Source organism: Sphingomonas sp. ACRSK (assembly GCF_022346685.1).
GTDB lineage: Bacteria > Pseudomonadota > Alphaproteobacteria > Sphingomonadales > Sphingomonadaceae > Sphingomonas > Sphingomonas molluscorum.
Window position 1 is genome coordinate 1 of record NZ_JAKRNR010000035.1, and the last position, 13,966, is coordinate 13,966.

General features: G+C 66.6%; 13 protein-coding genes and 1 pseudogene. 13 read left to right on the forward strand and 1 reads right to left on the reverse strand.

Annotated elements, in window-relative coordinates:
- Positions 1 to 107: 107 nt before the first annotated feature.
- The 13 genes and pseudogenes from MHZ35_RS15240 to MHZ35_RS15300 all read left to right on the forward strand — a co-directional run.
- A pseudogene (locus MHZ35_RS15240) lies at positions 108 to 1,220 on the forward strand (type IV secretory system conjugative DNA transfer family protein); the annotation flags it as partial.
- Positions 1,221 to 1,222: 2 nt separating this feature from the next.
- Entirely contained in the window at positions 1,223 to 1,624 is a 402-nt protein-coding gene (locus tag MHZ35_RS15245; protein ID WP_239436419.1) for a CopG family transcriptional regulator, read from the forward strand.
- Complete coding sequence (gene trbB / locus MHZ35_RS15250) at positions 1,621 to 2,607, forward strand: P-type conjugative transfer ATPase TrbB (protein ID WP_239436420.1); 987 nt, start codon at positions 1,621 to 1,623, stop codon at positions 2,605 to 2,607. Before MHZ35_RS15245 ends, trbB begins: the two co-directional genes overlap by 4 nt.
- 3 nt (positions 2,608 to 2,610) lie before the next feature.
- The gene (locus MHZ35_RS15255) at positions 2,611 to 2,952 is read left to right on the forward strand and encodes a TrbC/VirB2 family protein (protein ID WP_239436421.1); all 342 of its coding nucleotides are present in this window, start codon (positions 2,611 to 2,613) and stop codon (positions 2,950 to 2,952) included.
- The gene (locus tag MHZ35_RS15260; RefSeq protein WP_239436422.1) at positions 2,949 to 3,221 is read left to right on the forward strand and encodes a VirB3 family type IV secretion system protein; all 273 of its coding nucleotides are present in this window, start codon (positions 2,949 to 2,951) and stop codon (positions 3,219 to 3,221) included. The genes MHZ35_RS15255 and MHZ35_RS15260 overlap by 4 nt, the downstream gene beginning before the upstream one ends.
- Complete coding sequence (gene trbE / locus MHZ35_RS15265) at positions 3,215 to 5,701, forward strand: conjugal transfer protein TrbE (protein WP_239436423.1); 2,487 nt, start codon at positions 3,215 to 3,217, stop codon at positions 5,699 to 5,701. The genes MHZ35_RS15260 and trbE overlap by 7 nt, the downstream gene beginning before the upstream one ends.
- Positions 5,674 to 6,429, forward strand: a complete 756-nt coding sequence (gene trbJ, locus MHZ35_RS15270; RefSeq protein WP_239436424.1) for a P-type conjugative transfer protein TrbJ — start codon at positions 5,674 to 5,676, stop codon at positions 6,427 to 6,429. The genes trbE and trbJ overlap by 28 nt, the downstream gene beginning before the upstream one ends.
- A 141-nt stretch (positions 6,430 to 6,570) precedes the next feature.
- On the forward strand, positions 6,571 to 7,884 hold the full coding sequence (gene trbL / locus MHZ35_RS15275; RefSeq protein WP_239436425.1) for a P-type conjugative transfer protein TrbL: 1,314 nt from the start codon (positions 6,571 to 6,573) through the stop codon (positions 7,882 to 7,884).
- 3 nt (positions 7,885 to 7,887) lie between these two features.
- Positions 7,888 to 8,697 carry a conjugal transfer protein TrbF gene (trbF, locus tag MHZ35_RS15280; RefSeq protein ID WP_239436426.1) on the forward strand — a complete coding sequence of 270 codons (810 nt, stop codon included), beginning with the start codon at positions 7,888 to 7,890 and terminating at the stop codon, positions 8,695 to 8,697.
- Positions 8,694 to 9,533, forward strand: a complete 840-nt coding sequence (gene trbG, locus MHZ35_RS15285) for a P-type conjugative transfer protein TrbG (RefSeq protein WP_239436427.1) — start codon at positions 8,694 to 8,696, stop codon at positions 9,531 to 9,533. Before trbF ends, trbG begins: the two co-directional genes overlap by 4 nt.
- Positions 9,530 to 10,708 carry a TrbI/VirB10 family protein gene (locus MHZ35_RS15290; RefSeq protein WP_239436428.1) on the forward strand — a complete coding sequence of 393 codons (1,179 nt, stop codon included), beginning with the start codon at positions 9,530 to 9,532 and terminating at the stop codon, positions 10,706 to 10,708. Before trbG ends, MHZ35_RS15290 begins: the two co-directional genes overlap by 4 nt.
- Before the next feature lie 5 nt (positions 10,709 to 10,713).
- Complete coding sequence (locus MHZ35_RS15295; RefSeq protein WP_239436429.1) at positions 10,714 to 10,929, forward strand: DUF2274 domain-containing protein; 216 nt, start codon at positions 10,714 to 10,716, stop codon at positions 10,927 to 10,929.
- Positions 10,930 to 10,932: 3 nt separating this feature from the next.
- Entirely contained in the window at positions 10,933 to 11,133 is a 201-nt protein-coding gene (locus MHZ35_RS15300) for an excisionase family DNA-binding protein (protein ID WP_239436430.1), read from the forward strand.
- Positions 11,134 to 11,216: 83 nt separating this feature from the next.
- Here MHZ35_RS15300 and MHZ35_RS15305 read toward each other — a convergent pair whose 3' ends face one another.
- On the reverse strand, positions 11,217 to 13,859 hold the full coding sequence (locus MHZ35_RS15305) for an AAA family ATPase (protein ID WP_239436431.1): 2,643 nt from the start codon (positions 13,857 to 13,859) through the stop codon (positions 11,217 to 11,219).
- Between the last annotated feature and the right edge of the window lie 107 nt (positions 13,860 to 13,966).

A 13,966-nucleotide genomic window follows, 5' to 3' on the forward strand; every position in this document is an offset into this window, starting at 1 on the left:
ATCAAGATGGTCGCTCAGACTGAACAGGGACTTGGGATCCACCACGGCTCTCCATCATCGCTCCTGATCAATGAATCACCATAGCCCCCGAAACGCCATCGGTTTTTGCGGGTGTCCAGCTGCTCAACAAGAGCGAGAACGAACGCTCGGGCGTGCTGTCGACCGCCATGTCGTTCCTCGGCCTCTATCGCGACCCGACCGTCGCCGCCGTCACCGCCACGTCAGACTGGCGCATCGTCGATCTCGTCGAAGCGGCGCACCCGATTTCGCTCTACCTCGTCGTGCCGCCCTCGGACATCAGCCGGACGAAGCCCCTCGTGCGCCTGATCCTCAACCAGATCGGTCGCCGGTTGACCGAAGAGCTGCACGGCGTCGGCAAGGATGGCGAGGCTGCGCAGGGGCGCCACCGCCTGCTGATGATGCTCGACGAGTTTCCGGCGCTGGGACGGCTCGACTTCTTCGAGACGAGCCTCGCCTTTCTGGCCGGCTACGGCGTGCGCTGCTTCCTAATCGCGCAGAGCCTCAACCAGATCGAGAAGGCCTATGGCGAGCACAACGCCATCCTCGACAATTGCCACGTCCGCATCGCCTTCGCGACCAATGACGAGCGCACAGCCAAGCGAATTTCCGACGCGCTGGGGACCGCAACCGAGCAGCGCGCGATGCGCAACTATGCCGGCCATCGGCTCGCGCCCTGGCTCGCGCATGTCATGGTCAGCCGGCAGGAAACCGCGCGTGCGCTGCTGACGCCTGGCGAGGTTATGCAACTCGCACCGACCGACGAACTGGTGCTGATCTCGGGCCACCCGCCGATCCGCGCCAAGAAGCTGCGCTACTATGAGGACAGGCGATACACCGCCCGCGTCCTTGCCTCACCAGCACTCGATGGAGCCGGCTATCCCGACCCTCCCGCCGCCCGTCCCGACGACTGGGTGGGTCAGGTGCGAGGTGCCGACATGCGTCTCGTCGGTGATGTCAATGGCGACGAAGGTGCCGACGCCGGCGGCCTCGAACAGGCGCGCCACCCCGCGCACGAGATCGAGCCGACTGTCCTCGTGGAACCGGAGATCGCCGACCCGCTAGGTCTCGGCGAAGACGACGGGGACCAGGCCGCCGAGCGCCGCGCGATGGACCGGGTCCAGGCACTCGGCACCGCGCGTACGGTCTATGGCCTCGATGCCGCCTCGGGCCGCCCCGACGACCTGCAGCTGGGATTCTGACCATGGAGAAGGTCCGCCACCAGCTGTTCCTGCCCAAGCCGCTCTCCGACCGGCTCGAAGCGCTCGCCGCCAAGCCCGGTGCCAGCAAGTCTGCGATCTTGGTCGATGCGGTCACCGCCTGGCTCAACCGCCGCGGTGCGTCGGAGCTGGAGGATCGGTTCGCGATCCGGCTCGACCGGTTGACGCAGGCGATCGGACGGGTGGACCGAGACGCCTATGTGATCCTCGAGACGCTGGCGCTGTTCATCCGGTTCGAACTGGCGATCCAGACGCCGCTCGCCGAGAACGATCATGCCGGCAGGGCGCTCGGCGCCAAGCGCTTCGAAGCCTTCGTCACCCAGGTCGGGCGGCAGGTCTCGACAGGGCGGCGCACCCTCGTCGCCACGCCGGAGGACGGCGAATGAGCACGGGCCTCTCCGCCGAGCGTCGCCGACGCATGCTGATCACGGCCCTCGGTGCCGACATCGCCGCCGCCATGCGCGATCCACTGGTCATCGAGATCATGGTCAATCCCGACGGGGCTTTGCGACTCGACCGCTTAGGTGAAGGCCGCACCGATACCGGGGTTCGGATGGAGCCCGATCAGGTCGAGCGGATCATCCGGCTGGTCGCGAGCCATGCGCGCGCAGAAGTTCATGCCGAGCATCCGATCATTTCGGCCGAGCTGCCGCCCCATATCGAAGGCCGTGCCGGCGAACGCTTCGAAGGCGTGCTGCCGCCGGTCTCGTCGGCACCCTGCTTCTCGATCCGCAAGCCCGCGCAGAAGCTCCACACGCTCGACGACTATATCGCCGACGGTTTGATGACGGCGGCGCAGGCCGACGCGCTGCGCGCCGCGGTCACGCAGCGATACAACATCCTCGTCGCCGGCGGCACCAGCTCGGGCAAGACGACGCTCGCCAATGCGCTGCTTGCCGAGATGGCGTGGGTGGACGCACGCGTCATCCTGATCGAGGACACGCGCGAGTTGCAATGCCCGCTGCCCGACACGGTAGCGCTGCGCACGCGGCCCCCGCATGTGTCGATGACCGAGCTGGTGCGCTCGACCATGCGCCTGCGCCCCGATCGCATCGTGGTCGGCGAGGTTCGCGGACCCGAAGCGCTCGACATGCTGAAGGCCTGGAACACGGGCCACCCCGGTGGGATCGCGACAGTCCACGCCAACAGCGCGCTCGCCGCGCTCTATCGCATCGAACAGCTCGTGCAGGAGGCGGTGGTAACCGTGCCGCGCCAGCTGATCGCCGAGGCCATCGACATCGTCGTCTTCATCTCCGGGCGCGGCGTCGACCGCCGCGTCTCGACCATCGCGCGCGTCGCCGGCCTCGACCCCGACACCGGCGCCTACGCGCTCGCCGATCTTCCCAAGCCCAACCCGAAGGAGACCTGACCCATGAACTGTGCCCTCAATCCGCGCCTATTCGCCAACCGGCATCTTCTCGTCGGCGCCGCGATCGGTGTTGCGCTGATGCTCGCCACCCAGGTCCAGGCGGCCGGCTCTGGCATGCCGTGGGAGGAGCCGCTGCAACAGGTGCTCGAGTCCGTGCAGGGGCCGGTCGCCAAGATCGTGGCGGTGATCATCATCATCGTGACCGGCCTGACGCTGGCGTTCGGTGAGACTGCGGGCGGGTTCCGGCGCCTGATCCAGATCGTGTTCGGCTTGTCGATCGCGTTCGCAGCCTCATCCTTCTTCCTGTCCTTCTTCAGCTTCGGCGGCGGAGCGCTGATCTCGTGATCGGCAACGGCCAGCATGTCGACGGCTTCGAAGTGCCGATCCACAGTTCGCTGGGCTCGCCGCTCTTGCTCGGCGGTGCGCCACGTGGCCTCGCGATCGTCAACGGAACGCTGGCCGCCGCGGTCGGCCTCGGGCTTCAGCAGTGGGTCGCGGGCGCGCTGCTTTGGGCGGTGGGACACAGCGTCGCCGTGATGGCCGCCCGCCGCGACCCGAGCTTCGCGCCCGTCCTCCTCCGCCACATTCGCCAGAAGGGGTATTTCGCATGCTGAGACTGCGCGAATATCGCGACCGCGCCGAGCGGCTAGCCGATTATCTGCCCTGGGCGGCGCTGTTGGCGCCTGGCGTGGTACTCAACAAGGACGGCAGCTTCCTCCGGGTGCTCGCCTTCCGTGGTCCGGACCTCGAATCCGCGACCGAGGCCGAGCTTGTTGCCGCGTGTGCACGCGCAAACAACGCTCTCAAGCGGTTCGGCAGCGGCTGGGCGCTGTTCTTCGACGCCGAGCGGCGCGAAGCGCTGGCCTATCCCGACAGCGACTTTCCCGACGCGGCGAGTTGGCTGGTCGATGGCGAACGGCAGGCGGCGTTCGAGGCCGAAGGCACGCATTTCGAGAGCCGCTATCACCTGACCCTGACCTGGCTGCCGCCGGCCGACACGACCGACCGCGCGGGCCGGAGTCTCGTCGAGCGCCCCGATGGTGACCGGCAACGCGACTGGCGCGGCGCACTGGACAGCTTCGTCGCTGAGACCCACCGCGTGCTGGACCTTCTGTCCGGCTTCATGGCTGAGGTGCGCCCACTCGACGACAGCGAGACACTGACCTTTCTTCACGGCACGATCTCGGATCGCCGCCATGCGGTCGCCCCGCCCGAGACGCCGATGTATCTCGACGGCATTCTCGCCGACACGCCCCTTATCGGCGGTCTGGAACCCAGGCTCGGCGAGCTGCATGTCCGTACGCTGACGGTGCTCGGCTTCCCGAGCCTCAGCCGCCCCGGCATTCTCGACGCGCTCAACCACCAGGATTTCGGCTACCGCTGGGTCACGCGCTTCATCGCGCTCGACAAGACGCTGGCGACCAAGACGTTGACCAGCCTGCGCCGCCAGTGGTTCAACAAACGCAAGTCGGTCACCGCGCTGCTGCGCGAGGTGCTCTACAATTCGCCGGCGCAGCTGCTCGACAGCGATGCCGACAACAAGGTCGTCGATGCCGACCAGGCGCTGCAGGCGCTCGGCGGCGATCATGTCGCCTTCGGCTATTTGACGACAACGATCACCGTCACCGATCGCAGCCGGGCCGCGGTCGAGGACAAGGTCCGCGCGGTCGAGCGCATCGTCAACGGCCTCGGCTTCACCTGCGTTCGCGAGACGGTCAACGCGGTCGAAGCCTGGCTCTCGTCGCTGCCGGGCCATGTCTATGCCAATGTCCGGCAGCCGCTGGTCCATACCCTCAACCTCGCGCATCTGATGCCGCTGTCATCGGTTTGGGCCGGGCCGGTGCGCAACGGGCATCTCGACGGCCCGCCGCTGCTGGTCGCGAAGACCGCCGGCTCGACGCCGTTCCGGCTCTCCACCCATGTCGGCGATGTCGGGCACATGATGGTGGTCGGGCCGACCGGCGCCGGCAAGTCGGTGCTCCTGGGCCTGATCGCGCTCCAGTTCCGGCGTTACCCGAATGCTCAGGTCTACATCTTCGACAAGGGCAACAGCGCGCGCGCCGCGGTGCTCGCAATGGGCGGCGCGCATCATGCGCTGGGATCGACGGAAGCCGACGGCGAGACGCTCGCGTTCCAGCCTCTCGCCAACATCGACGATGCCGGCGAGCGCAGCTGGGCGGCCGAGTGGATCGCCGCGCTGCTCTCGCACGAGAATGTGCCCGTCACCCCTGAGGTGAAGGACGCGATATGGACTGCGCTCGGCAGCCTGGCATCCGCGCCGCGCGAGGAGCGGACGATGACCGGCCTCGCGCTGCTGCTCCAGTCGAACGCGCTCCGCATCGCGCTCCAGCCTTGCACGCTCGAAGGTCCGCACGGCCGGCTGCTCGATGCCGCCGAACAGCATCTCAGCCTCGCCGACGTCCAGTGCTTCGAGACCGAGGCGCTGATGGGGCAGACCGGGGCGGTCGCGCCGGTGCTGACTTATCTCTTCCACCGGTTGGAGGAGCGTTTCGACGGGCGGCCGACGCTGCTGATCCTCGACGAGGCCTGGATCTTCCTCGACCATCCGCTGTTCGCCGCGCGCATCCGCGAGTGGCTGAAGGTGCTGCGCAAGAAGAATGTTGCGGTGCTGTTCGCGACGCAGAGCCTCGCCGACATCGCAGGCTCCGCGATTGCGCCGGCCATCATCGAAAGCTGCCCGCAGCGCATCCTGCTGCCCAACGATCGCGCGATCGAGCCGCAGGGCCATGAAATATATGCGCGCTTCGGCCTCAACGACCGGCAGATCGAGCTGATCGCCCGCGCGACGCCCAAGCGGCACTATTATCTCCAATCCGCCCGCGGCAATCGCCTGTTCGAGCTGGGCCTCGGCCCCATCGCTCTCACGCTGTGCGGATCGTCCGACCCCGCGGCGCAGGCGCGGATCGGCGCCGCGATCGCCGAACACGGCCGCGACCGCTTCGCCGAAGCCTTCCTGCGCGATGCCGGCCTCAACTGGGCCGCCGATCTCGCCGCCGACTTCCCCGGTCCTCCCGCTCCCCAAGCCCCCCAAGAAGGAGACAAGCAATGCGTATTCCCACTCGAAAGCATGTGATCGCAGCCGTCCTCGGCCTCGGCGCCTGCGGCTCGCTCGGCATGGGCGTGATGACGATGACGGCGGCCCCGGCCCACGCACAGTTCGGCGGCGTCGTGTTCGACCCCAGCAACTATGCCCAGAACATCCTGACTGCCGCCCGCACGCTCCAGAGCGTCAACCAGCAGATCCAGCAGCTCCAGAACGAAGCGCAGATGTTGGTCAACATGGGCAAGAACCTCAGCAAGATCGACTTCCCGCAACTGAACGCGATCAAGCAGAAGCTTGCGGAGATCGACCGGCTGATGGGCCGCGCGCAGGCGATCGACTTCCGGGTCGACCAGCTCGACGACAAGTTCCAGTCGCTGTTCCCGAAGGACTTCTCCTCCGCGCTGCGCACCGATGCCCGCATCCGCGATGCCCGCGCGCGGCTCGATGCCAGCATGGGCGCGTTTCGCCAGACGATGACGGTACAGGCGCAGGTGGTCGAGAACATCCACGCCGACACCGAGGCGCTCGCCGACATCGTCGCGCGCAGCCAGGGTGCGGAAGGGTCGCTCCAGGCGCAGCAGGCGACCAACCAGCTCCTCGCGCTCACCGCCAAGCAACAGTTCCAGCTCCAGCACATGATGGCGGCGCAGTTCCGCAGCGAGGCGGTCGAACAGGCACGGCGCGCGACGCAGGCGGCGGAAGCCCGCACAGCCACCAAGAAGTTCCTCGGTTCCGGATCAGCCTACACGCCCGACTAGCCCCTGTCGGCCGCACGGCCCGATCCGGTCACCAGCGACTGACGGCTACCCCCTCCGGCCGCCGGTCGCCGTCGCGGGGCGCGGCACAGCTCCCCCAGCCGCGCCCCGCGACATCCCTTCACCAACGCAGGAAGAACCGCCTTGAACGACCTCAACGTCATCGATCGCTTCCTGCAGGCGTTCATCACCTACATCGACAGCGGGTTCGGGCTGCTGGGACCGGACGTCGGATTCCTGACCGCGACGCTGATCGGCATTGATATCACGCTCGCCGGCCTGTTCTGGGTGATGGGCGGCGAGGACAATGTCATCGGCCGCTTCCTCAAGAAGATCCTCTATGTCGGCGCGTTCGCGTTCATCCTGAACAGCTTTTCGACCCTCGCCGACATCATCTTCCGCTCGTTCGCGCAGGCCGGGCTGACCGCCGGTGGCGGCACGCTGTCTGCGGACGACCTGCTCAAGCCCGGGCGGCTGGCCGGCACCGGCTTTTCGGCGGCATGGCCGCTGCTCGAACAAGCGAGCGAGATGGTCGGGTTCACGACCTTCTTCGACAATTTCCTTACGATCATGGTGCTGCTGTTCGCCTGGGCGCTGGTGATCGTCGCCTTCTTCATTCTCGCCGTGCAGATGTTCGTCTGCATCCTCGAGTTCAAGCTGACGAGCCTCGCCGGCTTCATCCTCGTGCCGTTCGCGCTCTGGAACCGGACCAGCTTCCTCGCCGAGCGAGTGCTGGGCAATGTCGTTAGTTCCGGCATCAAGGTGATGGTGCTCGCCGTCATCGTCGGAATCGGCTCCAACTTCTTCACCGAGTTCACCGACGCGCTTCAGGGTCAGGAGCCGGACATCGGCCAGGCCATGAGCCTCGTCCTCGCCAGCCTGTCGCTGTTTGGCCTCGGCATCTTCGGTCCGGCGATCGCCTCGGGCCTCGTCTCCGGCGCACCGCAACTCGGCGCAGGCGCAGCCGTCGGCACGACGCTCGGCGCCGCCGGCGTCACGATGCTGGCGGGCGGCGCGGCGGCCGGCGGAGCGCGCGCGATCGGTGGCGCGGCGCTGGGCGCCGTCCGCTCGGGCACCGCAATGGGGTCCGCGGCATCGACCGCCTACAGCCTCGGCAAGGAAACCGCGCCCACGTCCTCGGTCGGCGCTGGCCTCGGCGGCGTCGCGCGTGCGGCCGGTAACGCAGCGCGGTCGCGCATGAGCGGTGCGCTCGGTCTCAAGGAAGCCGCCGCCGGCGGTCGGCAATCGGCGTGGAATGCCCTCAACCAGAACTCTCCGTCGCCGTCATCGGGAGGACCGGGCGGCGGCGGGGAGACGAGCGGCACGCCCGCATGGGCACGGGCGATGGGTGACCAGCAGACCAGCCGCCATCGCCGACAGCTCGCGATCCACACGCTCCAGCAAGGCGATCGCGGCGGCGGGTCTGCCACACCCGACATCAAGGAAAGGAACGACTGAGCCATGTTCTTCAAGCGAAGTGCGCAGCGCTACGGGCGCACGCCACCACCCGAGACGCCCTACCAGCGCGCCGGGCAACTCTGGGACGAGCGGATCGGCTCGGCGCGGGTGCAGGCGCGCAACTGGCGGCTGATGGCGTTCGGATGCCTCGTCCTGACTGCGGGGACGTCAGCAGGCCTCGCATGGCAGTCGCTGCAAAGTCGGGTGACGCCCTATGTGGTCGAGGTCGACCGGCTCGGCGAGGCACGCGCCGTCCAGGCCGCCGATGTCGAGTATCGGCCGACCGATCCGCAGGTCGCGTGGCACCTCTCGCATTTCATCACCAACGTCCGCGCGGTGTCGCTCGACCCGGTGCTGATGCGTCGCGACTGGCTTGAAGCCTATGACTTCGCGACCAAGCGCGGCGCGCAATTTCTCGGCGAATATGCCCGTTCGGCATCGCCGTTCGCAAATCCCGGCGAGCGCACCGTGTCGGTCCAAGTAACGAGCGTCGTGCGCGCCTCCGACAAGTCCTTTCAAGTGAAGTGGACGGAGACCGCTTTCGAGCGCGGGTCGCAGGCAGGAAGCAGTCGCTGGACGGCGATCCTCACTATCGTCACGCGGCCGCCAGCCTCGGCCGACGTACTGCGCAAGAACCCGCTCGGCATCTATGTCGATGCGATCGACTGGAGCCGCGAGCTCGATACCGCGCCCGCGGGACCCGCCCAACCCGCCGCGCAGCCGACTCCGGCCACGACCGATCTGCCGCTCGGCTCCCCGCTCGATCCGACCCTCGGCGTATCGACCACCAACTCTCAGGAGATCCAACGATGAAGCTCGCCGTCCTGCCGGCGCTTGCCGGCATCCTCATCGCCGCACCTGCGGACGCTCAGACGCGGTCCGGTCGGCAGGCGGTCCAGCATGTCGCGATCGCAAACCGGGCGGCTACGATCGAACCGGCAGCGACCGGGTTCGTCAACGGCGCCCAGGTCTATCCTTTCAGCGAGGGCACGATCTTCCTCGCCTATGCCGCGCCGGGGCTCGTAACCGACATCGTCCTCCAGCCTGGCGAAGCACTGATCTCCGTTGCCAGCGGCGACACCGCGCGCTGGGTCATCGGCGACACGACCAGCGGCTCGGGCGACGGGAAGCAGACGCATGTCTTGGTGAAGCCGTTCTCGAGCGGCCTCGCCACTAACCTCGTCATCACCACCGACCGCCGCGCCTACCATATCAAGCTGGTCAGCACCTCGGCCACTGCGCTGTCGTCAATGCGCTGGACCTATCCGCAGGACGAATTGCTCGCGCTCCGCCGCAAGGAAGAAGCCGAGCGTGCCGCTACGCCGGTCGCCGCCGGCCTGTCGGTCGAGGCGCTGCATTTCAACTATACAATCAGCGGTGACAAACCCGCTTGGAGGCCGGTGCGCGCGTTCGACGACGGGCAAAAGACCTATGTCGAATTCCCGGCCTCACTGGCGAGCAGCGAGGCGCCGCCGCTGCTTCTGGTCGGGTCCGATGGCAAGGCCGAGCTGGTCAACTATCGGCTGAGTGGGCGCTTCTATGTTGTCGACCGGCTCTTCGACGCCGCCGAATTGCGGCTGGGCCTCAAGAAGCAACAAGTCGTGCGGATCGACCGGGTATCGCCGGGAGCGAAGCGGAGGGGCTCATGACCGAGGGCGCTGCACCGGCGCCAACCGCGCCTCAACCAAAGCTCGATCCGGAGACGCTCAGCATCCGCTCGCGGCCGGCGCGTGCCATCCGCTTTCGCCGTGGTGCGATCATTGGTATTGCCGCGCTCGGTTCGGCTAGCCTGCTAGGCGTGGCTTGGATGGCGCTCAAACCACAGGTGTTTCGGCAGGTCGCTCAGGAAAGCGAATTGTCGCAGCCCATGGCCAAGCCTGCATCCGACGCGCTGTCGGGACTGCCGGCGAGCTATGGCGACGCGCCCAAGCTCGGGCCGCCGCTGCCAGGCGATCTCGGCCGGCCGATCCTCCGCGCCCAGGAACAAGCGGACGCTGCGGCTGCGCCGTCTCGCGTCGATACGGCGGAAGCCGCCCGGCAGCAGCTCCTCGCCGATCTCAAGGCGGCGCGCGAGTCCGGGCTCATGGCGCAAGTAACGACCACGAGAAATGGCGCTCTTCCGCCGGCGCGGGATGCTTCGGAATCGGCAACAACCCCTGGCGCCGATTCGACGCCGGCCACCCCCGGCACGCGCAAGGAGCAATTTGCCTCCGCGCGCGACACGGGCGGCGATCTCAACGCGGGTGGGCTCGTGTCTCCCGTTTCGCCGAACAGCGTGCTCTCGGGCAGCGTCATCGCCGCAAGCCTGATCACCGGACTCAGCTCCGATCTCCCCGGCATGGTCACGGCGCAGGTGACGCAGAATGTGTTCGACACAGTCACCGGGCGAATCCTGCTCGTACCGCAAGGTGCGCGGCTCATCGGCAGATATGACTCCGTGGTCGCCTTCGGACAGCGGCGAGCACTGGTTATCTGGCAGCGGCTGATCCTGCCCGACGGCAGCTCCATACGCCTCGACAACATGCCGGCAACCGACCCTTCGGGCTATGCCGGCCTCGCCGACAAGGTCGATTTCCACACTTGGACGCTGCTCAAGGGTGTGGCCATCGCGACGCTGCTCGGGGTCGGATCGGAGCTGTCGATCTCGGGCGAAAGCGATCTGGTCCAGGCAATTCGCGAGTCCGCGCAGTCAAATACCGCGCGCGCCGGCGATCAGATCACCCAGCGCAATCTCGACATCCAACCAACGATCACGATCCGTCCCGGCGCGCCCGTTCGCGTGCTGGTGACGCGTGACCTGATTCTCGCGCCCTGGCGCGGATAGGAGGCATGATGGAACTGAAGCTCGCCAAGCTGCCTGATCGCACGCCGGTCAAGCTCTCGATTACGATCACGCCAATTCTGCACGAGATGCTGCACGACTATGCGACTCTCTATGCCCAAACCTACGGACGGGATGAGCCGGTCGCCGAACTGATTCCGGCCATGCTTGTCGCCTTCTTGGAAAGCGACAAGAGTTTTGCGCGCACCAGGTCAAAGGCTTGAGCGATGAAGCAGAACGACGCTCGTCAGCCGAGCACCATCGTCATCGAGCCCTTGACGGTTCGTATCTCGACGGCGGTGCAACTCACCGGCATCAGTCGCTCGCGTCTGTACGAACTCATCCAGTCTGGCGAGCTGGAAACCGTCAAAGTGGGCCGATCCACCCTAATCCCATACAAGAGCCTGAAGGCGCTGACTGGCACTTAGCCCGTGGATTGGGGCTCCAGCGAATGACAAGAAGCCCTCAGCTCGCAAATCCCAGCTCAGCGCAGCGGGCCGATGAATGGAACTCACACGTTCTTGATGGAGGCCTGCCGCTGGGCGATCGATTCCACCCAATCCTTAAGAGCAGTGATTTCGACCTGCACCTTGTCGGGCATCGGCAGGGGCTTGTTCAGCCCCGCTGCCTCGCTGTGCAGCAGCTCAGAGCAGCGCCCGAAAGCCTCGCGCATGGTCTGGCAATCGGCCAGGGTGATGGCGGTCATCTTCGCAAGGCCGCCTGTGGCGACCTTGTTGCCGAGACGGCGGAGGACTGGCGACACGGCCTCCTCCACGGCCCGCTCCCATGTTGTGCGAAGCTGCTCCTGCAGGCCGCGCACGGTGGTTTCCCAGGCAGCCTGATTGCCCTGGTGGTGATGCACTTTCTCGTTGTCGAGCCGGGCCTGCATGGCCGCAATGACGTTGCCAAGCGGCATAGCCCGCATCGGCGGATTGTCATTGCAGTAACCGGCGAAGTCGCTGCCCTTGCTGACGCAGCGTACCGCAAGGTGGGTAGCGGGCTCGCGGTCGCGGCATTCCTCGTCCAACTGGAACACGAAGGCGATGTCGTGAGTGAACACGACGATCTGACGGTGCTGCCCTTCTTCGGCGAGCCGCTTGGCGATGGCTTCGCGGTGGCCGTGGTCCAACGAGGAGACTGGATCGTCGAACACGATTGCGGACCGGCTGTCCGTCGTCGCCAGCTCGGCGAGGAAAGCCGCCAGTGCCACGCAGCGATGCTCGCCTTCGGAAAGCACTTCCCCGACATTGGCGGTGGGTTTGCGGGTCAGGGCCACCTTGAACTTTGGGATGCCGAAGGCGCTCTTCTCCTGTTTCAGCTCCACGGCGAGAGTGCCAATTTCGAGCCTCGCGACCTCCTTGGCGAACCGCGCGCGTAGAGCGTCGGTCACGACCTGCTGCGCGATTTCCGTGCTTTTGCTGGTAATTCGGTTGGTCGCCGTGTCCTTCGCCGCCGTCTCGAGCGCGGCGATTTCTTTGCGGCGCTCAATCTCCGCCAGCACATCGGCCTTGATCCCCTCCAACCACAGTCGATCCGCCAGCTCGTCGCGCTCGGCGATCAGCTTGAGGCGGGCCTCGGAACCGGCCTCGGCCGTCAAGCCGGCGGCGCGCGTGGCTAGTTCTGCGGCCTGTGCGCGAAGGTCCTCCACCGGCGGAGCTGTCGCTGCTGGATACGCAGCGGCAGGGCTGTCGGCATGGTGCCGGGCGATGCGCCGATGGCGGCGCAGCGTGGTCAGAGCGGCGAGCCGGACCTTTTGGGCCAAGGGGTCGTCGCCCAGTTCATCACGGATGCAGGCGACCATCGCGGCGATTTCGGCGCGCGCGAGGGCCTTGCCCGCAAAGATGGCGAACGCCGCCTCGTAAGCCTCTTTTGCCTCTGCCTCCTTCTTCTTGCTTTCGTCCTTTACGAAGGCCTCGAAGCGGCCCATTCGGTCGGCAGCCTCGGGACTCAGGTCCTGTTGGCACAGGACGCAAACAGCGCGGTCGATGACAGGAAAGGTGCGGCCGGGATAGGCTTCGGCCTCCGAATAGCTTCGCGCCGCTTCCCACAGCGCTTTCCAGACCTCAGAGCCGATGTTCGGCAGGGGTTCGTCCGCGAATAGCGCCGTCGAGGCGGCCGCCGCTGCGGCGCGGGCTGTCCCGTAATCAGCGGCAAGGTCGCGGAGCAACTGCGCCGCTCCTTCCGACGAGGCGGCGAAGGATTGCAGACTGTCGGCGAAGCCTTCGATCTTGCCTTTCAGGGCCAGCAACCGGGCCGCCGTCTTAGCCGGATCGGCGGCAAGGTCGCCGTTGAGCTTGTCGAGATGGGTCCGCTCCGCGTTGCTCAATGCTGCAAGAGCCTCAACATCGGCGGGGTCTGTGCTGGCGCTGAGCCCACCGATCAGCTTGCCGACCTTCGTTGTGGCCCTGCACGTTGGCTGCGTGATCGCAGCCGGGGTCTGCTTTTGCAGGGCGGCAATCTCCGCCTGAAGCTTGCCTCTGATGTCCTGACAGGTTTGGGCGAGGGCCGCGAGAATCTTCAGCGGCAGCGGCGTATAGGCCACGTCGTTGGTCTGGCTGACATGGACGTTGGCGGTGCGGGTGTCGAACACGCTGACCGCGGACAGGACCGGCTCGCTGGCCGTGCCGAGCGTCCACGGGGCGCTCCGGTTCTGACCGTTGACAGTGAAGTCGATGACCGCGGTTGGCACGCCGGGATTCGCGTCGTAGATGTTGGTGAGGATCCCTTCCTCTTTGCCCGCCGATCGCGCGCGGCAGACCTTCTTGAGCACCCGCGCATAGCCGGATTTGCCCGCGCCGTTGTCGCCGTAGATCACGGTCACGCCCGTCTTGTCGAAAGACAACCGCTGGTCCGGCACAATGGCGTTGACGTGCTGCGCGCTGTGTAGCGCCCGGAGAGTCACGGTTGCAAGTCCGGCCGCAGGATCTCGAACATGCTCGGCTGTGAGCGGCTGGCCCTCCGCCTTGCCTTTGCAGATAGCGAGAAGCTGGTCGAGGTGGGCGGCCTCAAGCTTGTCGCTGCCGCACAAACGGCGCAGCGCGTCGCGCTGCCAAGCCGGGCAATCGGCCGACCAGGTAACGATAGAGGACAGGGCCGCAGCTTCTGTGCTCTGCGGCTCCATTTCTATCAGTTCTATCGTCTCAGCCGTTGCCATCTTGAATTCATACCTTGGAGTCTGGCGATCTGGCGAGTCCCTCAAGCTGTCCCGGAGGGGCATATCGCATCGTGGCACCAAGGCGATGGTCGGGAGCCTTTCGGGGT